Raw genomic sequence first — 22,686 nt, forward strand, 5'->3', positions numbered from 1 at the left:
CTCATTCTTTCTTCATATCCAATCAATCCGCCGCGAGCATGCAGGGGGCAAGCTATTTTAATATATTTTTAGGCACTGATTAATATTTAAACATATATCAATTTAACCAAAATAATAATTATTTACCCTGAACAATGAATTTTAAAAAGATTGTAGCCTTAGCGTTCGCTATAGCGCCCTCGCTACTGTTTGCGCAGGAGTGGCAGCCTAAAAAAGCTGTGCTTATGAGCAAGTTTGCCAAGGATGTAAACCCTAAAAGCGTATTGCCCGAGTACCCTCGTCCGCAGCTTACCCGTACCAAATGGCTCAACCTTAATGGTGTATGGCAGTTTCAGGCAAGCAGCGGCGCAGCCGAAGCCCAGCCAAAAGGCAACCTGTCGAAAACAATATTGGTACCGTTCCCGGTTGAGTCGGCGCTTTCGGGCGTAATGGAGCAGCACGAACGTGTTTGGTATCGCCGTAAATTCACCGTTCCGGCAGATTGGAAAGGCCAGAAAGTATTATTACACTTCGGCGCGGTTGATTACGAATCAGAAGTATTTGTAAACGGTAAAAGCCTGGGTGTGCACACCGGTGGTTATGATCCGTTCACTTATGATGTTACCTCGGCCATTGCCAAATCGGGCGAGCAGGAAATTACCGTTCGCGTTTACGATCCTACTGATAAAGGCGGTTTCCCGCGCGGTAAACAAACGCTGAATCCGCAGGGTATCATGTATACCTCAACTACAGGTATATGGCAAACCGTATGGTTGGAGCCTGTGCCGGTAACCAGTATCGATAATATTAAAATTGTGCCTGATATTGATAAAGGTGTGGTAAACCTTACTGTAAATACTGCCGGTGTTGCCGATGGTTACACGGTAGATATTAAGGTGAAAGATGGCGGCAAGGTAATTAAAACCACAACAGGTGGTGCTAATACCGTGATTAGCGTGCCGGTAGAAAATGCCAAACTATGGTCGCCGGATGCGCCTTTTCTTTACGATTTGGATATCAGCCTGACCAAACAAGGTAAAACTGTTGACGCGGTTGGCAGCTACTTTGGTATGCGTAAAATATCAGTAGGGCAGGAGGGTGAGTATAAAAAACTATACCTGAACAATAAATTTTTGTTCCAGATTGGTCCGTTAGATCAGGGTTTCTGGCCTGATGGTTTATATACAGCGCCTACTGACGCGGCATTGAAATACGATCTGGAAATGATCAAGAAGTTTGGTTACAACATGGTGCGCAAGCACATTAAGGTGGAGCCTTACCGCTGGTATTACTGGGCCGATAAGCTGGGCTTACTGGTATGGCAGGATATGCCGTCGCCAAACTCGTACACCGAGCATGTCCCGCCGGTTGATACTGCCGCTTTCCGTTCGGAACTGGTACGCATGATCAAAACCCACTGGAACTCACCGTCAATTATTACCTGGGTGGTATTTAACGAAGGCCAGGCGCAGCATAATACCAAAAACCTGGTAGATATGGTTAAAACCTTAGATCCATCGCGTTTGGTTAACCAGGCCAGTGGCGGTGGTCATTTTGACGCAGGCGATTACCTTGATATCCACAGCTACCCGCCTCCGGCAGTACCGGCAAGCGATAAACAAATTTTGGCTTGCGGCGAGTATGGCGGTATCGGTTACATCATCCCTAACCATACCTGGGCTACGGGGCCAACGTATATCATGATAGATAACGAAAAGAAATACACCGACCTGTACGATACTTACGCTAACGACCTGGTAATGTACAAAACCAACAAAGGCCTGAGCGCGGCAGTATACACCGAAATTACTGACGTTGAAATTGAGTTGAACGGTTTATTAACGTACGATCGTGAAGTGATCAAAGGCCCTGTAGAAAAGATAGCGGCATCAAATCATAAAGCTATCCACGATGATCTTTACCTTACAGAGATATTGCCATCGTCGCAGGTTAACCCGCGCACCTGGAAATATACTTTTGATAAACCTGCCGATAGCTGGTTTGCCACTAAGTTCGCGGATGCGGCATGGAAATCGGGCCAGGCAGGTTTTGGTACCAGCTTTACGCCGGGTGCCAACGTTAAAACTGTTTGGGACGGTAAAGATATTTGGATCCGTCAGGAATTTACTCTTGGCGACCTGAAAGACATCAAGCGTGAAGACCTTGTACTATACATCCACCACGATGAAAAATGCGAGGTGTATATTAACGGTGTAAAAGCTGCTTTTAAAGAAGATATTACATCAGGCTACGTTATCTCCACCATGAGCAAGGAAGCCCAGGCTGCATTGGTATCAAACGGTAAAAACGTAATTGCTATTCACTGTAACCAAACAGGCGGCGGCCAGTATATTGACGCCGGTATATCGGTAATTTCAAAAGACAAAGCCGTTCCTTTTAAAACGAACTAAGTTCTAATTCTAATAATAATTCAACCCGAAGCGGTGGGGCATTCATTTGCTCCCCGCTTCTTTTGTTATAGGGGGATTCGGGGCAGTTAAATTAATAGGTTGTACAATATCGACTCACCCCGACATCGCTTCGCTCGTCACCCCTCTCTCCGCGAGCGGAAAGAGGAGTTTTTATTTTTCATCAAGCCCTCTTTACGGCAAAGCCGGAGAGAGGGCGGTCCAGCGAAGCGTAGACCGGGTGAGTTAACTATGAGATTGGCTTGTAGATTTAATTCACAAACATTTGTTCAAGCTTCAGTTTTTTTTGTACTTCCAGCTTATAATTACGGCCAATGGGCAGCTCGTGTCCGTTAATTTCGAGGCTGTAGGAGTAGAAGGAATTGATCTTCGCCAGGGCTACAATAAATGAACGGTGAATACGCACGAATTGTCTTTCGGGCAGCATTTCCTCTAAAAAGCTGATCTTTTGCTTGCTGATGTATACTTCCTGCTGGGTAACCACTTTCACATAATCGCGCAGGCTCTCTATCCATAAAATACTGTTGATATTCAGCTTGATGGTTTTACGGTCTACCTTTATGTATAGAAAGGTGTCTTTATCGCCCACAGGTACTTCGTTGGCAATCCGCACGGTAGCCTTATTATCATAACGCTGGTATACCTTATCCATCGCCCTTAAAAAACGTTCGAACGAGATAGGCTTAAGCAGGTAGTCAACCGCGTTCAGTTCAAAACCTTCTAAAGCGTATTCGCTGTATGCCGTGGTGAAAATAATATGGGGAGGATTTTTAAGGCTTCGTACAAAATCAATACCGCTAAGGCCCGGCATTTTAATATCCAGAAATATAAGGTCGATAGGTTTTTGTTGCAGCAATTGAAAAGCCTGTATGGCATTGCTGCATTTACCCGCTATTTCTATATCATCAAAATTTTGCAGATAAGTACTGATTACTTCAATGGCATGCGGTTCATCATCAGCTATAAGTACGCGTATCTTCATGTTGTTTCAACTGTGTTAAGGGTGTTAGTAAGGCTTTCAGCGGTACTTCCATCACTACTAAAAAAGCCTCATCATCGTTGAGTATTTTCAGTTGGTGCGGGCCGGGATACAGGTAATCCAATCGTTTGGTTACATTTTGCAGCCCGATGTTGCCAAAGTGCTTATCAGCATCAGGCTGTACTACATCTGCCTTACTATTAGACGCCTTTAATTTTAAAACGTTACCGCTCACCTCAATATTAATGTTGATCCATGCCTGGCCAATGTTTTCGCTGGTGCCGTGTTTAAAAGCATTCTCTATAATGGGTAATAACAAAAGGGGCGCTATCAGTTTATTTTGCAGATCTCCGCTGATATTAAAGGTAAGGTCGAGGCGGTCTTCGTAGCGCAGTTTCTCCAGGTCGGTATAGTTCTTCAGCATCAGTATTTCCTTACTCAGCGGTACATATTCGTCACTGCATTCGTACAGCATATAACGCAGCATTTCCGATAGGCCCAACACCACACCCGGCGACTTATCCGAATTTTGCAAAGTAAGCGAGTATAAATTATTCAGTGTATTGAACAGAAAATGCGGATGCAGCTGCCCTTTCAAAGCACTGAGTTCGGCTTTTACGGCTGCCTGCTTGCGCTCGTACCACATTTTAAACAGCTTAATACCAAAGGCAACCCAAACAATAAAGTTAATGCCCTTAAAAGCACTGATATAGCCGTTAATGTCCGTTAATTGTATTTTAAGCGGACGGCTATCGGGCCAAAAATCTCCCTTGGGGGCATATTTTATGATATAAGGATAGGTAATTAATATGTCGATAAACCGGGATGCCACGGCAAGTAGTAAATTCAAAGCCAAGGTTAGCAGGATAAACCAGGCATACTTGTTTTTAAGCAAGTATTTAGGCGCCAGCCAATAAGCCGTCGCGTAAAAGAAGATGAGGTGTAGTGGTATGTAAAAAACGTTATTGCGGGCGGCTATCCAAAAGCTGCTTTTAGGCGCATAAATAAGATCGGTAAATATTATAGCCAATACCCAGAATGCCACATGTTGTATCACCCGTGTACGCGGCCATCGTGCCGAAATATTTACCATCGCTTTCATATAGCTAATTTACAATAAACCAATATTTTAAATGCCATAAGTAGATGAACGGCATCTATTTGCATACCAACTGCATAATAGCACCCACTTAAGCGGTTTTGCGCATGACTAAAGGTGTTCATCATAAGGTAACGGCATTTTAATACCACTGTAGCGTTTTGCGTAGGCATGCGTAATATATGTACCGGGCACCAAATACTTTTGGTGTATAATTTAAAACATATCACAATGAAAAAGATCATCTTAACCTTAGCAATTATTGCCGTAACCATAGTAAATGGCATAGCACAAACAAGTTTAAAAGCCGAACAGCCGCAACAAGGCTTTTGGGTAGTTGAGGGTAGCACCTACAATAAAAAACGCAATACCGTTAAATTTTATAATGAAGAAAAGCAACTTATTTACGAAGAAACAGTGAACAAAAAACTGAAAGTAAGCGATAAAAAAGTGCAAACCAAGCTTAATCAATTGCTTGCCGTATTGGTAAACCAAAAGGAATACACTGCCGATAAAAGCCTGCTGGCTATTTGCTTTAACGTGCAAACAAACCAGGAAGAATTATAAAAACATTTAAATAATCACCTTTAACCATTAAGCGGCAGCCTGTGAAGTTTGCCGCTTTTTATTGGGTACAGGTCATAGAAAAGCCGCTCCTTGTAAGGAGCGGCTTCGGTTTGTTTATTAGGTAGATGGATGTATTTTAAAATTTATAAGCAATGCTGCCTATATATGCCCTTGGGCGTTGTGCCTCAAGGGTTGACCAGCCTTTGTAATATTCTTTATTGGTAAGGTTATCTACTTTAAAAGTAAACGTAAAAGCCTTAGCCGCGTAAGATGCGGAAGCGTTTAACACGGTGTAAGCAGGTAAAGCGAATACGCCGGTGGTTAGCCTGTTCAGTATCTGGTTTTCGCTGGCGTAATTTCCGCCGAAGCCTAATCCTAAACCTTTTACTACGCCCTCATCAAAGCGGTAGCTGATCCAGGCATTTATCATATTTTTAGGACCGGCTTCTTCCGGGCGTCTGCCTAAAAAGTCTTCCTGGCTTGTTTTGGTTGTTTTGCTGATGTTGCGGCTATAACCTGCAATAATATTCAGCCCTTTTACCGGGTTAGCGGTTATATCGGCCTCAAAACCCTTGCTGTTGTTTTCGCCATCCTGTACGTAAGTTTGGTTAACGTTTGCACCAATTGAACGTACTACATCAGTAACCTTAATATCGTAGTAGCTAAAGCTGGCTGCAATTTTATTATCCCAAATGTTCAATTTTGTACCAAACTCAAGCTGATTTGCTTGCTGTGGGTTAAAGGTTACCCTGCGGCCCGAGCCGTCAGTTGCTGGTGCAACATTGGTAAAACCGTTCATGTAGTTGGCAAATAACGAAAGCTGATCTTTTATTGGCTGATAAACCAAACCGAATTTTGGTGAGATGTGGGTTTGCGAATATTTACTGTCACCTGCATCTAAACCACCGTTAACAAAGTGGTCAATACGCGCGCTCACCATAGCCGATAAGCTTGGCGTAAAGTTAAACACATCAGACACGTATGCGCTGTAAGTTTTTTGCTCCAGGTTGCTATAACTAACCGGCTGACCGGCCAACAAGCTATCCACCTGCGGTACTGATAGTATACCGGTGTCGTCACCGCCAATGGTAACCATACCTACACCGGCGTAACCTGTACCGTTATCAATATTTACACGGCTAAAGTAGTCAACACCAGCTACTATCCTGTTGCGCATACCAGCTATGCTGAAATCGCCGATAAAGTTTTGTTGTAGATCGGTAGTAGTAATAGTTGCGTTTTGCTTGTTAATATAGCGGCCAAATACCGATGGGATATTCGGATAGCCCGGGAAATACTGCGAAGTTTCATACAGGTATGAATAATAGCCATCAGATTTCGCGGTACTGCGAGATACCACTGTTTGCGATCTCCACTCGGGCGATAGCTGGTAGTTCATTTGCGCCTGTATGTTGGTAGTAGGGTTTTTAATGGTAAGGTTATTACTGGTGTATGATTTTTTATAATCGTAACCTAAATCTTTCAGGTTATTTACCCTTAAGGCTATATCACGATCAAAAAATAACATGGTAGGGTTGGTACTCTCTGCACTTAACACCTCGGCGTTAAATAAGAATGATAGTTTATCATCAATCTTGTAAGATAAGGTAGGGGCGAAAAAACGTGTTTTCTTAAAGCCCTGATCCTGAAAGCTGTTTTCGTCGTGATAAGCGGCGTTGATTCTCAGCAATACATTGCCTTCTTTATCAAGCGGGGTATTAACATCGGCAGTAATACGGTTTAAACCAAAGCTGCCCGCGGTATAAGTTACCTCGGTAGCGAAGGTTTTAAAAGGTTTTTTGGTAATGATGTTGATTAAACCACCATACGATATTATTGAACTGCCGAATAAGGTACCCGATGGGCCTTTTAATACTTCAATACGTTCGGTATTAGCAAGATCAAGTCCGCCTGTGGTTAAACCGGCAAGGCCGTTAACCAATGTTGGCTGTACCGCGAATCCTCTTAGTGAGAAATAACCTGCGCCATCACCACCACGACCGGTTGATGTCCATAACTTATCAATACCTGGTACATTTTTCAATGCATCGTTAAAGTTGGTAATTACCTGCTCTTTTATCAGTTCAGATGATACGGTATTGTATACCTGCGGATTTTCGAGGTTGCTTAAGGGCATACGGGCAACATAATCGCTTGATTTTTGAGCGAACTTGTTCACCTTGCTGCCTTTAATATTTACCTCAACCAATTGGCTAAGGCTTTCGGAAAGGGTTACCTCAATAATGCTGGACTGGCCCGCACCTACCGAAACACTTTTTTCCTGGCTTACCAGGCCTACCGCGCTGATGAGTATTGTATAATCGCCTGCTTTAAGGTTTGAGATAGTGTGCTCACCATTTTCGTTGGTGGTGCCACCTCTTTTTGTGCCTTTTATGTAAACGGATACAGCTTCGGCCGCCTGACCGTCGGATGTTTTTACAATGGTTTTGATACTGCCTGTTTGCTGGGCAAATAGAAATGCCGGTATCAGCATCAGCATAATTGTGTAAGTAAGGATTTTCTTCATGCTGTAACTTATTTAGACTAAATAAAAATAATGCCACAAAACAACTGAAAATTATCCAAGTATCAAAAGAGAATTTGTTTTTATTTAAGATGAACTTGCTATGGATTTGCGATAACTATCATATTATCAGCAAATTTTACGTGATTAAACTGAGTGTAAATATTACACCAAACCCCAAAGCACAAGCTGTACCGCTTACACTTTGGGGTTATTATATATAGGGGTGGTTGATTTTTAATCTTCACGATACAGCACCATACCTGCATGGTACAGTATACCGTTGCGGAAATCGCCATCGGCGGTGAAGCCTGTATCGTCAACATATTCGATATGGTCGCCGGTGATGGTGTAGCTGCCGCGATAGGCGCTTTTGCGTTCGCCGCGACCCTCATCGTAGCGGCCGTTAGGTAGCAGGTGATGGCGGATATAGCCATCGCGTGTAACCCACATACCGGCGTATTTATTGTTCTCCATTAATTAAAAACCGGTTGAGGTGCTTAGTTCTTTCCATGTTTCCAGGTCGCTTTTTACGGCATCCATTTTCACGTAGGCCATATCGTAGGCATCCTGCCCCAAAAACAAATGTAGCGGCGGGTTGCTTTCGTTTGCTGTCGCGATGATGGCCGCAACACCTTTTTCCGGGTCGCCGGGTTGGTTACCGTTTATCTCGTTTTGGTGAGCTGCCTGCGAATCGCGTACGTTTTGGTAAGCATCGTTAGGGTTTTTAGGCACGATAAGCGAACCGCTGTCTAAAAAGTTGGTACGAAAATAACCCGGCGATACCACGGTAACGTTCACCCCGAATGGTTTGGCTTCGGCAGCTAATGATTCGGTAAAGCCATGTACCGCGAATTTGGTAGCGCAGTAAATTCCCCATCCCGGAAAATTGCCGTTAAACCCACCAATTGACGCGATGTTAAAAATATGCCCCGAACCTTGCCCGCGCAAATGCGGCATAGCCTCGCGGATCACGTTGAGCGAACCGAATACGTTCACATCGAAATTGGCGCGTGCTTCGGCATCGCTAACCTCTTCCAGGCCGCCTACCATGCCGTAACCGGCATTGTTCACCACTACATCAATACGGCCAAAAGTGTTAATGGTGGCATCAATAGCTTCTTTTACGCTGGCTTCGCTGGTAATATCAACGGCAAGCGGTAAAAAATTAGCGGCATTGCTGCCAACTGCGTCGGTAAGGTCGGTTAACTTACGCGATGTAGCTACTACATTGTAGCCTTGTTTTAATAATTGGTTTACCATAACCAGGCCCAGTCCTTTTGAGGCGCCGGTTATAAACCATGTTTTGTTATTGCTCATGTTTTAGTTTTTAAGTTTTTGGGTAGATTAAACTGTTTGATAATCTGTTGATTTGGTAAGCCCTTCCCATTTGCGGAACTCGTTCACCATGTTTTCTACCTTGGTGATGGCTCGGTTGTAGGCATCGCTGCCCAGCAACAGGTATAATGGCGGGTTTGGTTCATCAACTACGGCTATCATCGCCTTGGCAGCCTTTTCCGGATCGCCAATTTGGGTGCCGTTCATTTTAAGATAACGGGCATGTGTTTCGTGCACATCTTTATAAGCGTCAATCGAATTTGCCGCAATGCTTAATGAATCGGGGGTTAAGAAACTGGTGCGGAACGCGCCCGGCGCTACCAGGGTTACTTTTATACCGAAAGCTTTTACATCTGCCGCCAGTACTTCGGTTAAACCGGCCACCGCGAATTTTGTAGCGCCGTAAACCGCCCAGCCAGTCGCCGGGGCAATACCTGCTATCGACGAAATGTTAATGATATGGCCCGATAACTGCGCACGCATATACGGTAACACGTGGCGTACTACATTGAGCGTACCGAATACGTTAATATCAAAGCTGTCGCGGGTTTCTTTATCGGTTAACTCTTCAATGCTGCCACCAATGCCGTAGCCCGCGTTGTTAATTACCACATCAATACTTTTAAAGGTATCAACAGTGGTTTTAATTGCAGCGCTAACGCTGGTTTCGTTGGCCAGGTCAACCTGCAAGGGTAAAAAATTGAGGTTTTCGCCAACCGCGCTGTGCAGTTCGGCAGTGTTTCTGGATGTACCTGCAACGTATTGGCCGGCTTCCAGCAGTTGTTTAACAAGGCTGAGGCCTAAACCTTTTGATGCCCCGGTAATGAACCATACTTTTTTGCTATCCATAATTTTGTATTTTTTGATAGCACAAAGGTATAGCGGCAGGCAAGGGGAGCGTTTGCGCTAATCAAACCAATGGTTACGAAATTCAAACAATACGGAAAGAAGTAGGGGTGATATTGGTTTGTTTTTTAAAAAAGTTATTGAAATGGCTGGCTTCTTCAAAACCCAGGCAATAGCCAATTTCGGCGATGTTCCAGTCGGTATGCCTTAATAGTGATTTTGCTTCGCTCAACAAGCGCTCGCTGATGTGCTCGGTAGTGGTTTTACCGGTGGTTTGTTTAATGGCCCTGTTAAGGTGGTTCACGTGTACCGACAGGTTGTGCGCGAAGTCCTTAGCCGACCGCAACCTGAACCGTTGCGCGGGTGTTTCTATCGGGAACTGGCGCTCCAGTAATTCGGTAAATACCGATGTAATGCGCGAACCTGCATCCGGGTGCTGGTACAGGGTATCGGTTGGCTGCGCTTTTAAAGCGTAGTGGGTAAGCTCGGTAGCGTAATTACGCAACAGATCATATTTATAGGCATAGTCTGATTGGATCTCATCAAGCATCTTGTTGAATATGTTGCTGATAAGTTCGTCCTGTGCCTCATTCAGCAGGTAAGCTGGTTTGCCGCCAATGGCAAACATGGGCAGTTCGCTAAGGCTGCCGCGAATTTTTTCGGTAAAGAAAGCCTCTGTAAATATGCAGAAGTACCCCGTTACATTTTCTGATAACGACTCCCATTTATAAGGCACATTGGGGTTAAAGAACATCAGTGTTGAACCCGATGTTTCAATGCTTTTATCGGCATAGTGGTAACGACTGTTGCCGCGCAGCAGGGTTACCTTGTAATAATCGCGCCTGCTGTAGGTAATTTTAACCGCGCCATCACCCATACAATCTTCCAAACGGAAAACATTAAAATGGCCGATGCCCTGCTGAAGGTTATCGGGCATCCAGTTGAATTTTTGCTTGTAAAAGTCTTGAAGGGTTTCAGTGGTCATAAAAAGCAAATTACATAATTCAAACCGGTTAATGCAATAGCCTATTGTAAGCTGAAGGTCAGTTTAACCTGTCGGCAAGCGTAATTGTACGACTGTATTTTTTACGGTACTCCTGCGGTGTAAGGCCGGTAATACGTTTAAATATCATTCGGAAGGTTTTTACATCGTTATACCCGGCATCGTACATCAGCCCGTTTATATCCTGGTCATTGCGTTCCAGGGCTTTTTTGGCTGCTTCTATCTTTACCCGTTGCAGGTACTCTATAGGCGTATTGTTGGTAGCGCTTTTAAACCGCCTGATGAAGTTGCGGGTGCTCATGTTGCTTTGTTCGGCAATTTGATCTATAGACAGTTGCTGTTGAAAGTTCTTTTCAATAATATCCTGTGCCTTCAATATCACCTTATCCTCGTGCCTGCGCTGGCTCTGAAAAATAGCGAAATGCGCCTGGTTCACCTTGTCAATATCTATCGAGAACATTTTACTGGCCCAAACGGTAACTTCCTTGCCGCAAAACTTTTCGATGAGGTACAGCACCAGATTGAGCGATAAAAACGCCCCGCCGCTGGTGTAAATACCATCCTGATCGGTGATCACCATATCGGGCTGTATATTCAGCTGCGGGTAGCGCTGGCGCATATCCTGCATGGCAGCCCAATGCGAGGTGCAGGGTTTATCGCCAAGCAGCCCGGCTTCTGCCAAAAAGTAACTGCCAAAACAAAGACTGGCAATTTCTGTCCCTTTGGCGCTCATTTCTTTCAGCCACGCTATCAGGTCAGCATTTTGGGTAAGCGCGGCATCGGCATCGCCCTGAAAGGCAGGTACGATAATAAGATCGGTACTCACCACATCTTTTAAGGCCACCTTTTTCAAATCGCCGGCAGGCAGGTACAAATGCGTATTGTTCACATCGCGGCAAACCAGCTCCAGCTCAAAGGCTTCGGGTCTGCCTTGCATTCGCAAAAAACCGTTAACGCCGCCAAAAATATCGGTAACACCCGAAATGGATGAAGAAATAGCGCCTTCGTATACAAGCAGAGAAATTTTCATAGGTTATGGTATAAAACTTGTTTTAGGTATAACGGTAAGGGAGATGTCCTGAATACCCCCTCAGTATGACAGCTATACACATGATTTGGTGTTATAAATTTGCAGAAATTTGAATAAATATAAAAACATTAGCCATGAAAGAAGAAGCATCCAAAATCAATTCGGCTATAACACAGCCAATTGGCCACAATAAAATTGTAAACGAAAGCGACTGGGTTACCCAACGTAAGCAACTGCTTGCCAAAGAAAAAGAACTGCTGCACCTGAAAGACGAGGTAAATAAACTACGCCGCGCATTGCCCTGGGTAAAGGTAGATAAGCAGTATACTTTTGATGGCCCCGATGGTAAAGTGAGCCTTGCCGACTTGTTTGATTGCCGCAGCCAGCTTATTGTGCAGCATTTTATGTTTGGCCCCGGATGGGAGGAAGGTTGCATTGGCTGCTCGTACCTTGCAGATCACGTAGACTGCGCCCGCCGTCATTTTGAACATGCGGATGTATCTTTCGTAACCGTATCGCGTGCTCCTTATGCTGAGTTCGCGCCATTTAAAAAGCGCATGGGCTGGACATTCAACTGGGTATCATCAAATGAAAGCGATTTCAATTTTGATTACCATGTATCATTCACCCCCGAAGAAAAAGAAAAGGGTGAGGTGTATTACAACTACGAAATGGGCAAGTACTTTTTAGAAGAGTTGCATGGCGTAAGTGTATTTTATAAAGATGAGAACGGCGATATCTTTCATACTTATTCTACCTATGCACGTGGTGGTGAGCCGCTGTTGGGTACCCTTGCCTTTTTAGACCTGGTGCCTAAAGGCCGAAACGAAACCGATGAGAACGGCAAACCTATAGACTGGCTGCGCCATCATGATAAATATGAGGACACCGCGACTAACCAATGCTGTTGCGGATAATTTTTGAAACCTAAAAGACACAGACCAATGGAAACCAAAAAATTTGAGATCAAAGACGACATCCTCACTATTTGTGAGGAGGCCAAAACCTTCCCGGCAGGTATACAGGATGCTTATGTAGCCTTGTCGGCCAAAACGGGTGGCTTTACAGGGCGCGGCTGTTATGGCGTAACCGAAAATGTTGACGGCCGTTATATTTATCATGCCTGCGTAAGCGAAAGCTATCCCGGTGAAGGCGAACAAATAGGAGCGGGTTACTATACCATCCCGAAGGGAATTTATATAGCCAATAAGTTAGGTAACTGGATGGAGAACATCCCGCGTATAGCAACCGTATTTGACGAACTTATGCGCCACCCCGATGTTACTATGGATGGCGGTATCGCCTTAGAATATTATGAAGGTAATGATGTTTGGCTGATGATTACAGCTAAATAATGGTGGCAGCAGCGCGTTAACAAACATTTGCGGGTAATAAAAATTCGCACATGTTTGTTAGCTGTTTTAATGTTGAATGCCTGCTGTTATGTAGTTTTAGTGCTTCGGCTTTTCGGGTGGCGTGTCGCTTATTTCGCCAAATTCATTTACATAAGCCATCATGTTTTCTAAACCACCGCCCGGTGAATTTTGCTGACGCTCTTCTCTGCGTTCCGCTTTTTCTTTTTTCTTTTTTAAACGATTATTTTCAAGTTGCTTCTTCATGAAGGATGCCTGAGATTTTGCCATAATTATTAGTAGGGTTTAAATAAATAAATTATTAAAAAATGCAAAAAAGCACCTCCCACAAGGAAGGTGCTTTACGACTAAATTTATAGTGATTTTTTAGATTACTTTTACATTTACCGCTGCAAGGCCTTTTCTGCCTTCTTCTACATCGAATGATACAGTATCGTTTTCACGAATTTCATCGATCAGACCAGTTGAGTGAACAAAAACATCGTTTCTGCTATCACTTTGTGTAATAAATCCGAAACCTTTAGTGGTATCGAAAAACTTTACAGTTCCTTCTTTTTGCATTATTTAATATTTGAATAAGTTGCAATGTAGTCATTAATATCGGCGAATTTTCTTTTTGGTGAAATTATTTAATGCTGTTTTAAATTTTAGGCATTGGTTAAATGGAATAAGGTAGAGCCTGAAGGCGTGAGGCCATGTGCGATTCCTTCCTTGGGGAAGGAGGAGGAAGGGGTTTCTATGCGATTAATATCAAACAGATAGATAAGGGAACAATGCGTAACACAGTCATCCGGCTGGAATCAGGCTGCAAAAATAAATCGTATAGCCAACTCACCCCGACGACGTTGCGCTGGTTGATCCTCTCTGCGCGCTGCGCAAAGAGGGTAAGGAAGAAAAAATAAATAAATACAAAACCCTCTTTTTGCTTGCAAAGAGAGGGTGATCGAGCGTAGCGACGATCGGGTGAGTCCTCAACGCCTTGCAAATGCACAAGGTATTTCAATCTCCCATTTAATTATTATTTAAAACCACCCATTATCCAATAAAGAATAATTACCTTTAGTAAATTCTACCCTTAGGCGTTGCCAATTTATGATACGGTGATAGTTAAGCTTCTGCTAATACAATAACACCGTAATATCATGCAAAAATAGCCACTGCAAAATTCACCGCGTTTATCGTAAACGTAACAACGGCATCACCGCATTAACTTTCTTATCCGCAAACAACATTACAATACTATAACAAGCACTCTATATTAAATAAATTATGAGCAAAGAGAAAAAAAGCACTAAAGAGGCCAAGAAAGCGCCAAGTGAGAACGTGAATAAAAAACAATCTTCTTACCAAACAGATAAATCTTCAAAATCTGAAGCCCCAATTGGTAAAAAGGGCAAGTAATATGGACGAGCAAGCGATAGAAAATCAGGCAAGGATATTCCTGTACGATTTGATGAACAGCCGCCACGAGCACGGCTTTCATGCCGATGATATCTGGAACCTTAGCCTGGTCTCATTTACCGATAGGGCACAAATTGAAAAAGATTATTACCCGGCCATTGCCGTTAAAATAATCCCCGAGATACTGTTGCAGGTATATATTGAAGTTAAGGCCAAACTTAAGCAGGCATTAAACAAAGAAGAAGTATTGCTGGACGTTAAAACCGTTTTAAACAGCGATCTGAAATATATTGTAGCCTACAATCCTAAACGGATACGCACATAGATAAGTGCCCGGTTATTTGAGCATTCAACCACAGTTGTCAACTACTGTGGTTTTTCTTTGCCCTTTCGGCTAAATTGTTAAATATTATTATTAATTTTTATTGAATATTATTGCGGTAGACAATGTAATATATTGTGCAATATGCATAACGATTTTTTTAATTTAAAATGCTGAAACTAAAACCGCATTTAAAAATGAAAAACACTAAAGTATTATACCTTTCTATTATAGGCCTTATAATTAGCTTAAATGTATTTAGCCAAACCGCAACGCACACTACATTAACGGCTATAGCTAATTTCACATTGCCCACAGGATCTACAAGTTTAACCGAAGCTGATTTTCGAGCACTTTTAACCAGTGACTATAAAAATGCAACAACCTTAAAAGGCGTATTTTACAAAGTAAATAATACGCCTTATCAATTTGTTTGCTTAACAGGCAACGCTCCGTCTACTCGTATAGAAGACATGAAGAAGGGGTTTGAGGGATTGAATAAAGAGTACGATCAACCCATGTACACTATCACTCTTAAAACAATAAATAATTACAAAATTGTTATTATAAGACATGTTGAAGATTCCTTGTGTATAATATATTTTTACGCCATGAAAAATACCAATATGGCTTGTATTAATGGATATTTGGAATGTTCTACAGCAAATGAAACTACAGTTACCACTACGTTCAATACCATATTGAATGGTTTAACTTTTAAATAGGAAGATTGCTACAATAGAAATGCAGGCGGCATGTATTATACTCAATAGGCGTATAGTCCATTTGTAATGTATGCTTTGTGCTATACTTTTACGCTTGGTCAATTATACGCCTGTTATATGATAAAAAAGCTCAGTTATTTATCTATCTTATTTATTTCGATACTGCCCGTAGCCGCCAACGCGCAGAAGGTAAGTACGCCTGCACAAAGTTTAAAACTGTGGGATGATAAATCCGCCAAAGCCTGGATGACCGATGCCTACCCTATGGGTAATGGCCGTATAGGCGGCATGGTTTTCGGTGGTGTAGCTCTCGAACATATCCAGTTCAACGAGATCAGCCTGTGGACAGGCGACGAAACCAATACCGGCGCGTACCAGGCCTTCGGCGACCTGTTTGTTTACCTGAAAGGTAAAGATACTTCGGCCGCTGCCCCTGCAAATTACCGCAGGCAACTGGACCTGAATACATCAACTCAAAACATCAGCTATACCGAAAACGGGATCACTTACCAGCGCGAATATTTTTGCAGCTTCCCCGATAAAGTGATGGCGCTTCATTTTACAGCTAATAAAAAAGGCGCTTATTCGGCCATTATACAATTAAAGGATGCCCATGGCGCTACAGTAACGGCTAATGGCGCCGCTTTGCAAATCACCGGTAAACTGGAAAACGGCATGGCATACGATGCCCTTGTCCAGGTAAAAACAGAAGGTGGCACAGCAACAGTTGAATCTGACGGGAAAGGCGGTTCTCAACTCAATATTAAAAAGGCGGATGGCTTTACTATACTGCTCACCGCCGCTACAGATTACAGCAACAAACGCGATCAACACTGGAAAGGTGAAGACCCGGCTGTAAAAGTAAAACGCGCTATAACCGCAGCCACGGCTAAAACATACCCGCAATTGCTTGCCGCTCATGTTAAAGACTACCAGGCATTGTTTGGACGCGTGGCTATCAACCTGGGTAGCACTTCAGCTTCGGTACAGGCATTGCCTACTTATAAACGACTCATCGCTTACAAACAGGCGCAGGACCCGCAACTGGAGGCTTTAATATTTCAGTTCGGTAGGTATTTGCTCATCAGCTCATCACGTAAAGGCGGTTTACCGGCCAATTTACAGGGGCTTTGGAACGATAGCAACAATCCGCCTTGGCGTTGCGATTATCACTCCAATATCAACATACAAATGAACTATTGGCTGGCCGAGCCAACCAATTTGGCCGAGTGCCATTTCCCTTATCTCGATTATATTAACAGTATGCGCGAGGTGAAAAAGGAGAATACCAAAAAAGAATATCCCGGCGTACGCGGGTGGACGGTGAAGACCGAGAATAACATCTTCGGTGGCGAAAGCTTTTTATGGAACACGCCCGGCAGCGCCTGGTACGTGCAAAATATATGGGAACATTACGCTTTCACTAAGGATAAGATGTACCTCAAAAACTTCGGTTACCCTATACTGAAAGAGATCACCGAGTTTTGGGATGATCACCTGAAACGCCGCTCGGATGGTACTTTGGTATCGCCGATGGGCTGGTCGCCCGAGCATGGGCCAACCGAAGATGGCGTAACTTATGATCAGGAAATTGTATACGACCTGTTTACCAATTACATTGAAGCTGCCGATGTTTTAGGGTTGGATAAAACCTACCGCGACCACGTAGCCGATATGCGCGAGCACCTGCTTAAACCAAAAATTGGCAAATGGGGACAATTGCAGGAATGGGAAACCGACCGCGACGATCCGAAAGATACGCACCGCCATGCATCGCACCTGTTTGGCCTGCATCCGGGCAGGCAAATAAGCATTACACAAACCCCCGGTCTGGCTAAGGCCGCCAAAGTGAGCTTAACCGCCCGTGGCGACGAATCAACAGGCTGGTCGATGGCCTGGAAGATGAACTTTTGGGCACGCCTGCAAGATGGCGACCATGCCTATCTCATCCTCAAAAACTTTATTACCCTGGTTGGCGGCGATGGCGTTAATTATGATAACGGCGGCGGTATGTACGCCAACCTTTTCTGCGCGCACCCGCCGTTTCAAATTGATGGCAACTTTGGTTATACCGCAGGTGTGGCCGAAATGCTGCTGCAAAGCCAAACCGGCGAAATTCAGCTACTGCCCGCCCTGCCAAAAACATGGGCTACAGGCAGCGTAAAAGGTTTACGCGCCCGCGGCAATTTTGAAATAACAGATCTGGTTTGGAAGGACGGTAAAATAGTTAAGCTCAGCATCAAATCACTATCCGGCGGCGATTGTAACCTGCGTGTACCTAATAGTTTGAAAGCAGCTTTTAAAGCAAACCCAGGCAAATCAACCGGCAATTTTACTTATGGTTTTAAAACCCAAGCAGGTAAAGTATATAGCTTTATTGCAGGGTAAATAAGATAGGTTGTTTATTAAAAAGACTGATTTATGTAATATAAATCAGTCTTTTTAATTTCTGTGTTTCAGTAAAATGCAGATTGCGTAATATTGTATTCCGAAATGAGAGCAAAAATACGCAGACACGTTACTACCGCTAAACACATCTTTTACAAAGAAACGCTGATCGATTTTAAAGAGCATTTGTGGACGTTCATCGGTTCGTTTTTAGGTATCGGTATTATCGGTTTTCTTAACAGCAGGCATCTTAATGCTAACGATAACCTGTTCCTTATCGGCTCTTTCGGCGCTTCATCAGTACTTATATATGGTATCATTAACAGTCCGCTGGCGCAACCGCGCAACTTAATTGGCGGACACGTCATCAGCGCGTTGGTGGGCGTTACTATCCACAAATTTGTACCCGGCGAAATTTGGTTTACAGCGGCCCTTTCGGTTTCAGTCGCTATTGTTTTAATGCAGATCACCAAAACGCTGCACCCGCCCGGTGGTGCAACGGCATTGATAGCCAATATTGGTTCGCCAAAAATTATGGTGCTTGGGTACTGGTATGTGCTAAGCCCGGTATTCAGTGGAGTGATGATACTGTTGCTGGTGGCTATAATTTGCAACAACGCCACATCGCACAGACAATATCCCCGCAATAAACATTGGTTTAAAGTTTGGAAACGGAATTATAAGCATTAATGTTAGTGCTGTGGTTTACTTTAAATCACCTTTAATAAATCGGCAATAGAAGCTCGTTTAGTATAATCCTTATCAAATTGTACAAAAATGATCTTACCTGTTTTGTTTATAACGTAAGTGGCGGGTACGGGTAAAATATGGTCGGTATTACCATTGCTTTTATTAAGATCAATCCCATAACCAAGGTATTTGGTCACGGTGGCAGCATCCATCACATAATCCACTTTATAATTTTTCATTATTTGGTAGCCTTTATCCTGCACAATAGAAAAAGAGGCTTTAGTTTTTTCTTTGGTTTTATTGATGTTTTCGCTGGTTTCGGGTGTAACGCCAATAACATAAGCGCCTTTGTCGCTCAGCAATTGTAATGAATCCTGTAACTCCTTAATATGCTTATTGCAATACGGGCACCACTCGCCCCGGTAAAAGAACACCACTACAGATTTATGTGATTTAAGCAATGCTTTCAGTTCTATAGTTTTGCCGCTGTTATCTTTTGCCTTAAAGACAGGTGCAGTTACGCCTTTGTCTAAGCCCGTTTGTGCGAATGTGCTTAACGAACCGATAAGCAACGTAATTGTTAAAATGAATCGGTAAGGTTTTACTACAGCTAAAAGTGATTTCATGATCTGAGTTTTTGATGTTTACCGGTTTAGTCGGTTGAGGTAGTTAAACCTTACAGTATATTTTATAATCGTTGCTTTTGAAGATTAAGGGCTATAGTATTTGTCACTTTTGTTATTGCGAAGAATGAAGCAATCTCGTCGCGTTCTTACTATGGTTTGAAGTATGGCAACTGGATGAGAGTTACGCGTGTCCTATCCTCAATTAAAAGACCGCCTGAACTCCAATGGCGAAAGGCTCGTTTTTGTTTTGAATAATTTACTAAACGATTGCGAATGCTCAAAGCCTAATGCGTAAGCCACCTCACTAACTGATAAGCTGGTTGTGGATAGCTTTTCTTTGGCTTTTTCTATCAGCTTATCGTGTATGTGCTGCTGCGCGTTTTGCCCGGTGAGCGAACGCAGCATATCGCTCAAATAGCTGGGCGAGAGGTGTACCTGGTCGGCAAGGTATTGCACGGTGGGTATACCCTCACTTAACGATCTTTCATCAGCAAAATATGTTTCCAAAATACTTTCCAATTGTTGTAATAAATTGCTGCTTACGGCTTTGCGGGTAATAAACTGGCGTTTGTAAAAACGATCGGCATAGGTTAGCAATAATTCTATCTGCGAGATGATCACATCCTGGCTAAGATCGTCCATCCGGCTGTTCAGCTCTTCATCAATCATCCGGAATACGGCAATTATAGTTGCCTTTTCCTCTTCGGATAGGTGCAAACCTTCATTAGCGGCATACGAAAAAAAGCCATACTGTTTGATCTTTTTAGCCAAAGGGTAGTTCCACAAAAAATCGGGGTGAATGAGCAATGTGTACAATGAGCATTCGTTGGCATTTTCATCATTATTGCTGCCGATCAGTTGATTGGGTGCTGCGAATAATAAACCGCCTTCGTCAAAATCATAATGACCCTGGCCATATCTGATCTTGCCGCTAAGCCTTGGGCGATAGGATATTTTATAAAATTTAAGCACATGCGCCCCCCGCGGCTGGCTTGCCTGAATTTGGGTTGTGGCATTGTTGATCAAACTGATGAGCGGGTGCCTGGGCTGTGGTAAACCCAAAGCCCGGTGCGCTTCTGATAAAGAATCGAACTTATGATGGATATCTTCCTTTTTCATGCTGAAAATTAAATACAATGATAGCCGATAATGTTTTTAATTACCGGCTATCATTCAATTGTTTACTAACCAATTACTTTGGCTGCCCTTGTGCCGATTCTGAAACCTGCTGCCAGGCTTCCCAGGTGGCCAGGCGCTCTGCATAGGCCGCACGTGCCCATGCCAGGTTATGTTTGCCCAGGTTAAACCTCAGCGGCGGGTTTTCGGTATCAACTATCTGGAAGAGTGCCTGCGGTGTAGCTTCCGGATCGCCTCTTTCCATGTCTTTTAAGCTATCAACAAATTGCGCTTTAAAATCAGCGTAAATATCAAGCCCCGCCGCGAATTTTAACGAGTCCTGGCTGCCAAATTCGGTAGCGTATGCACCCGGTTCAATAATTGTTACCTTGATGCCGAATGATTTAACCTCTGCCGCCAAACTTTCGTGGATGGCCTCAAACGCCCATTTTGACGAACAGTAATAACCGATAACCGGCAATGTTACATGGCCCAAACCGCTCGATGTGCCCAGTATGTGGCCGCCGCCTTGCTGGCGCAATAAAGGCAATGCCGCTTTAATAACAGCCAGTGTGCCGAAAATATTGGTATCATATAATGCCTTAACATCGTCGGCGCTGGCCTCTTCAATAGTACTTACCAGCGAATAACCGGCATTGTTGAGTACAATATCGAGCCTGCCGAAATGCTGATGCGCCTGTGCAACCACGGCTTGTACCTGGTTGGCATTAGTTACGTCGAGTTCTAAGGTCAGCACGTTGTCGCCGTACTTTTCTTTTAGTTCGGCAATGCTTGCCAGGTTACGTGCTGTGGCAGCTACCTTGTCGCCGCGTTTAAGCGCCGCATCGGCCCAAACACGGCCAAAGCCGCGTGACGCGCCTGTAATGAACCAAACTTTATTTGATGAATTTTCCTGTTGATGTTCCATGATGTTTATCTTTCAATTTATGATACCCCAAAGGTGAGCAGCAACGCTTTTTTACTTGTAGCCTAATTGAGGGCATTTGTAGTCGAACCGCGGAAGGTTGTACATTGTCTTAAATTTGTGTTGCCTGTAATATTCAAGATCTGTCGCGAAAAAACATCAACGAAGACAGATAGGGAAGGTTAATTACACGGGGGAACATATTTTAGCGAATATATTTTACAAACCAATTAAATATACCTGATGCAAGTAATTTTGGGAGTTATCTTTCATTTCGTCGGCGGCTTTGCTTCCGGCAGTTTTTATATCCCCTACAAAAAAGTTAAAGGGTGGGCCTGGGAAAGCTTTTGGATTGTAGGCGGATTATTTTCGTGGCTTATTGTGCCACCTTTTGCTGCCTGGCTAACCATACCCGGTTTTGCCGAAATTATTAGCCATACCAACGGCAGCATTATTTTATTGACCTACTTTTTCGGTGTGCTTTGGGGCATCGGCGGGTTAACTTATGGTTTGGGTGTGCGGTACCTCGGGGTAGCGCTGGGTAGCTCCATTATTTTGGGCTTATGCTCGGTTTTTGGTGCGCTTATACCATCGGTATATTATAATATTTACCCTAAAGAGGGTAAGGATAGCCTTAATACTCTGTTTACTACCCATTGGGGGCAAATGGTTTTGCTGGGCATATTGGTATGCGTTATCGGTATTATAATTTGCGGTAAGGCAGGTACCATGAAAGAAAAAGAATTATCGCAGGATAAAGAAGTAAGTCCGGGTAATACCGAATATAAGTTTAAGCTCGGTATTATCGTAGCTATAGTATCGGGGATATTGAGCGCCTGTTTCGCTTTCGGTATTGATGCCGGTAAGGATATGGCCAATGAGGCAAACGCTATATGGAAGGCATCGCATCCGGGTGAGGGTGAGTTCCTTTTTCAAAATAACGTTACTTACATAATAATACTGTGGGGCGGTTTAACCACCAACTTTATATGGTGTATGATATTGAACGCCCGCAATAAAACCTTTGGCAATTACACCGACAAGAGTACGCCGCTGCTGGCTAATTACCTGTTTTCGGCACTGGCGGGTACTACGTGGTTTTTGCAGTTCTTTTTTTACGGCATGGGCGAAAGTAAACTGGGCAATGGCCCAAGCTCGTGGATACTGCACATGGCCTTTATTATGCTGATAGCCAATGTATGGGGCATAATACTAAAAGAGTGGAAAGGTGTAAACAAAAAAACTTATGCAACGGTAATTGCAGGCATTGCTACCATTGTGCTATCGGTGTTGATAGTAGGTTATGGTAACTCTATAAAACCTTAA

The 22,686-nt window shown here is 43.6% G+C and carries 23 protein-coding genes; 10 read left to right on the top strand and 13 right to left on the bottom strand.

The window, feature by feature from the left end:
• Nucleotides 1–134: 134 nt before the first annotated feature.
• Nucleotides 135–2,390, top strand: coding sequence for a sugar-binding domain-containing protein (locus AC07NA_RS10195; RefSeq protein WP_494897471.1), 2,256 nt, complete (start codon nucleotides 135–137; stop codon nucleotides 2,388–2,390).
• A gap of 268 nt (nucleotides 2,391–2,658) precedes the next feature.
• Here AC07NA_RS10195 and AC07NA_RS10200 read toward each other — a convergent pair whose 3' ends face one another.
• Both AC07NA_RS10200 and AC07NA_RS10205 read right to left on the bottom strand, forming a co-directional pair.
• On the bottom strand, nucleotides 2,659–3,390 hold the full coding sequence (locus AC07NA_RS10200; protein WP_494897472.1) for a LytR/AlgR family response regulator transcription factor: 732 nt from the start codon (nucleotides 3,388–3,390) through the stop codon (nucleotides 2,659–2,661).
• Nucleotides 3,365–4,489, bottom strand: coding sequence for a sensor histidine kinase (locus tag AC07NA_RS10205; RefSeq protein ID WP_494897473.1), 1,125 nt, complete (start codon nucleotides 4,487–4,489; stop codon nucleotides 3,365–3,367). Before AC07NA_RS10205 ends, AC07NA_RS10200 begins: the two co-directional genes overlap by 26 nt.
• A 228-nt stretch (nucleotides 4,490–4,717) precedes the next feature.
• On the opposite strand from AC07NA_RS10205, the gene AC07NA_RS10210 reads away from it, so the two are divergent.
• A complete protein-coding gene (locus tag AC07NA_RS10210) occupies nucleotides 4,718–5,053 on the top strand; it encodes a hypothetical protein (RefSeq protein WP_494897474.1) in 336 nt (111 codons plus the stop codon).
• Between the two features lie 136 nt (nucleotides 5,054–5,189).
• Here AC07NA_RS10210 and AC07NA_RS10215 read toward each other — a convergent pair whose 3' ends face one another.
• The 6 genes from AC07NA_RS10215 to AC07NA_RS10240 all read right to left on the bottom strand — a co-directional run bounded on the left by AC07NA_RS10215 (nucleotide 5,190) and on the right by AC07NA_RS10240 (nucleotide 11,794).
• On the bottom strand, nucleotides 5,190–7,580 hold the full coding sequence (locus AC07NA_RS10215) for a TonB-dependent siderophore receptor (protein ID WP_494897475.1): 2,391 nt from the start codon (nucleotides 7,578–7,580) through the stop codon (nucleotides 5,190–5,192).
• 234 nt (nucleotides 7,581–7,814) lie between these two features.
• Nucleotides 7,815–8,054, bottom strand: coding sequence for an Atu4866 domain-containing protein (locus AC07NA_RS10220; protein ID WP_494897476.1), 240 nt, complete (start codon nucleotides 8,052–8,054; stop codon nucleotides 7,815–7,817).
• 3 nt (nucleotides 8,055–8,057) lie between these two features.
• Complete coding sequence (locus tag AC07NA_RS10225; RefSeq protein WP_494897477.1) at nucleotides 8,058–8,897, bottom strand: SDR family oxidoreductase; 840 nt, start codon at nucleotides 8,895–8,897, stop codon at nucleotides 8,058–8,060.
• A 27-nt stretch (nucleotides 8,898–8,924) separates the two neighbouring features.
• The gene (locus tag AC07NA_RS10230; protein WP_494897478.1) at nucleotides 8,925–9,764 is read right to left on the bottom strand and encodes an SDR family NAD(P)-dependent oxidoreductase; all 840 of its coding nucleotides are present in this window, start codon (nucleotides 9,762–9,764) and stop codon (nucleotides 8,925–8,927) included.
• Nucleotides 9,765–9,846: 82 nt separating this feature from the next.
• Nucleotides 9,847–10,746: a helix-turn-helix domain-containing protein gene (locus tag AC07NA_RS10235; RefSeq protein WP_494897479.1), complete on the bottom strand. Its 900-nt coding sequence runs from the start codon at nucleotides 10,744–10,746 to the stop codon at nucleotides 9,847–9,849.
• 58 nt (nucleotides 10,747–10,804) lie between these two features.
• Nucleotides 10,805–11,794, bottom strand: coding sequence for a GlxA family transcriptional regulator (locus tag AC07NA_RS10240; RefSeq protein WP_494897480.1), 990 nt, complete (start codon nucleotides 11,792–11,794; stop codon nucleotides 10,805–10,807).
• A 134-nt stretch (nucleotides 11,795–11,928) separates the two neighbouring features.
• Here AC07NA_RS10240 and AC07NA_RS10245 point away from each other — a divergent pair, with 134 nt between their 5' ends.
• Entirely contained in the window at nucleotides 11,929–12,711 is a 783-nt protein-coding gene (locus AC07NA_RS10245) for a DUF899 domain-containing protein (RefSeq protein ID WP_494897481.1), read from the top strand.
• Between the two features lie 27 nt (nucleotides 12,712–12,738).
• Entirely contained in the window at nucleotides 12,739–13,149 is a 411-nt protein-coding gene (locus AC07NA_RS10250; RefSeq protein ID WP_494897482.1) for a hypothetical protein, read from the top strand.
• A 96-nt stretch (nucleotides 13,150–13,245) separates the two neighbouring features.
• On the opposite strand, the gene AC07NA_RS10255 is transcribed toward AC07NA_RS10250, so the two are convergent.
• Both AC07NA_RS10255 and AC07NA_RS10260 read right to left on the bottom strand, forming a co-directional pair.
• A complete protein-coding gene (locus AC07NA_RS10255) occupies nucleotides 13,246–13,437 on the bottom strand; it encodes a hypothetical protein (protein WP_345210250.1) in 192 nt (63 codons plus the stop codon).
• A 96-nt stretch (nucleotides 13,438–13,533) separates the two neighbouring features.
• A complete protein-coding gene (locus AC07NA_RS10260; RefSeq protein ID WP_345210251.1) occupies nucleotides 13,534–13,728 on the bottom strand; it encodes a cold-shock protein in 195 nt (64 codons plus the stop codon).
• A gap of 708 nt (nucleotides 13,729–14,436) precedes the next feature.
• Here AC07NA_RS10260 and AC07NA_RS10265 point away from each other — a divergent pair.
• The 5 genes from AC07NA_RS10265 (at nucleotide 14,437) to AC07NA_RS10285 (ending at nucleotide 18,693) form a co-directional block, all read left to right on the top strand.
• Nucleotides 14,437–14,568 (top strand): hypothetical protein, encoded by a 132-nt coding sequence (locus tag AC07NA_RS10265; RefSeq protein ID WP_494897483.1) that lies wholly within the window; start codon nucleotides 14,437–14,439, stop codon nucleotides 14,566–14,568.
• 1 nt (nucleotide 14,569) lies between these two features.
• Nucleotides 14,570–14,893 (top strand): hypothetical protein, encoded by a 324-nt coding sequence (locus tag AC07NA_RS10270; RefSeq protein WP_494897484.1) that lies wholly within the window; start codon nucleotides 14,570–14,572, stop codon nucleotides 14,891–14,893.
• 167 nt (nucleotides 14,894–15,060) lie between these two features.
• Entirely contained in the window at nucleotides 15,061–15,615 is a 555-nt protein-coding gene (locus tag AC07NA_RS10275; RefSeq protein WP_494897485.1) for a hypothetical protein, read from the top strand.
• Nucleotides 15,616–15,732: 117 nt separating this feature from the next.
• Entirely contained in the window at nucleotides 15,733–18,003 is a 2,271-nt protein-coding gene (locus AC07NA_RS10280; protein ID WP_494897486.1) for a glycoside hydrolase family 95 protein, read from the top strand.
• A gap of 105 nt (nucleotides 18,004–18,108) precedes the next feature.
• Nucleotides 18,109–18,693, top strand: a complete 585-nt coding sequence (locus tag AC07NA_RS10285) for an HPP family protein (protein ID WP_494897487.1) — start codon at nucleotides 18,109–18,111, stop codon at nucleotides 18,691–18,693.
• A gap of 20 nt (nucleotides 18,694–18,713) precedes the next feature.
• Here the strand turns inward: AC07NA_RS10285 and AC07NA_RS10290 are convergent, their stop codons facing one another.
• The 3 genes from AC07NA_RS10290 to AC07NA_RS10300 form a co-directional block, all read right to left on the bottom strand.
• Nucleotides 18,714–19,319, bottom strand: a complete 606-nt coding sequence (locus AC07NA_RS10290; protein WP_494897488.1) for a peroxiredoxin-like family protein — start codon at nucleotides 19,317–19,319, stop codon at nucleotides 18,714–18,716.
• A 198-nt stretch (nucleotides 19,320–19,517) separates the two neighbouring features.
• Nucleotides 19,518–20,438: a helix-turn-helix domain-containing protein gene (locus tag AC07NA_RS10295; RefSeq protein WP_494897489.1), complete on the bottom strand. Its 921-nt coding sequence runs from the start codon at nucleotides 20,436–20,438 to the stop codon at nucleotides 19,518–19,520.
• Between the two features lie 73 nt (nucleotides 20,439–20,511).
• Entirely contained in the window at nucleotides 20,512–21,363 is an 852-nt protein-coding gene (locus tag AC07NA_RS10300; protein ID WP_494897490.1) for an SDR family NAD(P)-dependent oxidoreductase, read from the bottom strand.
• 240 nt (nucleotides 21,364–21,603) lie between these two features.
• On the opposite strand from AC07NA_RS10300, the gene rhaT reads away from it, so the two are divergent.
• Nucleotides 21,604–22,686 carry an L-rhamnose/proton symporter RhaT gene (gene rhaT / locus AC07NA_RS10305; RefSeq protein ID WP_494897491.1) on the top strand — a complete coding sequence of 361 codons (1,083 nt, stop codon included), beginning with the start codon at nucleotides 21,604–21,606 and terminating at the stop codon, nucleotides 22,684–22,686.

Source organism: Mucilaginibacter sp. GW821-FHT07G05 (assembly GCF_059418565.1).

Coding starts and splice junctions, on each gene's coding strand:
- AC07NA_RS10195 (WP_494897471.1), top strand. CDS start 135: ATGAATTTTAAAAAGATTGTAGCCTTAGCGTTCGCTATAGCGCCCTCG.
- AC07NA_RS10200 (WP_494897472.1), bottom strand. CDS start 3,390: ATGAAGATACGCGTACTTATAGCTGATGATGAACCGCATGCCATTGAA.
- AC07NA_RS10205 (WP_494897473.1), bottom strand. CDS start 4,489: ATGAAAGCGATGGTAAATATTTCGGCACGATGGCCGCGTACACGGGTG.
- AC07NA_RS10210 (WP_494897474.1), top strand. CDS start 4,718: ATGAAAAAGATCATCTTAACCTTAGCAATTATTGCCGTAACCATAGTA.
- AC07NA_RS10215 (WP_494897475.1), bottom strand. CDS start 7,580: ATGAAGAAAATCCTTACTTACACAATTATGCTGATGCTGATACCGGCA.
- AC07NA_RS10220 (WP_494897476.1), bottom strand. CDS start 8,054: ATGGAGAACAATAAATACGCCGGTATGTGGGTTACACGCGATGGCTAT.
- AC07NA_RS10225 (WP_494897477.1), bottom strand. CDS start 8,897: ATGAGCAATAACAAAACATGGTTTATAACCGGCGCCTCAAAAGGACTG.
- AC07NA_RS10230 (WP_494897478.1), bottom strand. CDS start 9,764: ATGGATAGCAAAAAAGTATGGTTCATTACCGGGGCATCAAAAGGTTTA.
- AC07NA_RS10235 (WP_494897479.1), bottom strand. CDS start 10,746: ATGACCACTGAAACCCTTCAAGACTTTTACAAGCAAAAATTCAACTGG.
- AC07NA_RS10240 (WP_494897480.1), bottom strand. CDS start 11,794: ATGAAAATTTCTCTGCTTGTATACGAAGGCGCTATTTCTTCATCCATT.
- AC07NA_RS10245 (WP_494897481.1), top strand. CDS start 11,929: ATGAAAGAAGAAGCATCCAAAATCAATTCGGCTATAACACAGCCAATT.
- AC07NA_RS10250 (WP_494897482.1), top strand. CDS start 12,739: ATGGAAACCAAAAAATTTGAGATCAAAGACGACATCCTCACTATTTGT.
- AC07NA_RS10255 (WP_345210250.1), bottom strand. CDS start 13,437: ATGGCAAAATCTCAGGCATCCTTCATGAAGAAGCAACTTGAAAATAAT.
- AC07NA_RS10260 (WP_345210251.1), bottom strand. CDS start 13,728: ATGCAAAAAGAAGGAACTGTAAAGTTTTTCGATACCACTAAAGGTTTC.
- AC07NA_RS10265 (WP_494897483.1), top strand. CDS start 14,437: ATGAGCAAAGAGAAAAAAAGCACTAAAGAGGCCAAGAAAGCGCCAAGT.
- AC07NA_RS10270 (WP_494897484.1), top strand. CDS start 14,570: ATGGACGAGCAAGCGATAGAAAATCAGGCAAGGATATTCCTGTACGAT.
- AC07NA_RS10275 (WP_494897485.1), top strand. CDS start 15,061: ATGCTGAAACTAAAACCGCATTTAAAAATGAAAAACACTAAAGTATTA.
- AC07NA_RS10280 (WP_494897486.1), top strand. CDS start 15,733: ATGATAAAAAAGCTCAGTTATTTATCTATCTTATTTATTTCGATACTG.
- AC07NA_RS10285 (WP_494897487.1), top strand. CDS start 18,109: ATGAGAGCAAAAATACGCAGACACGTTACTACCGCTAAACACATCTTT.
- AC07NA_RS10290 (WP_494897488.1), bottom strand. CDS start 19,319: ATGAAATCACTTTTAGCTGTAGTAAAACCTTACCGATTCATTTTAACA.
- AC07NA_RS10295 (WP_494897489.1), bottom strand. CDS start 20,438: ATGAAAAAGGAAGATATCCATCATAAGTTCGATTCTTTATCAGAAGCG.
- AC07NA_RS10300 (WP_494897490.1), bottom strand. CDS start 21,363: ATGGAACATCAACAGGAAAATTCATCAAATAAAGTTTGGTTCATTACA.
- rhaT (WP_494897491.1), top strand. CDS start 21,604: ATGCAAGTAATTTTGGGAGTTATCTTTCATTTCGTCGGCGGCTTTGCT.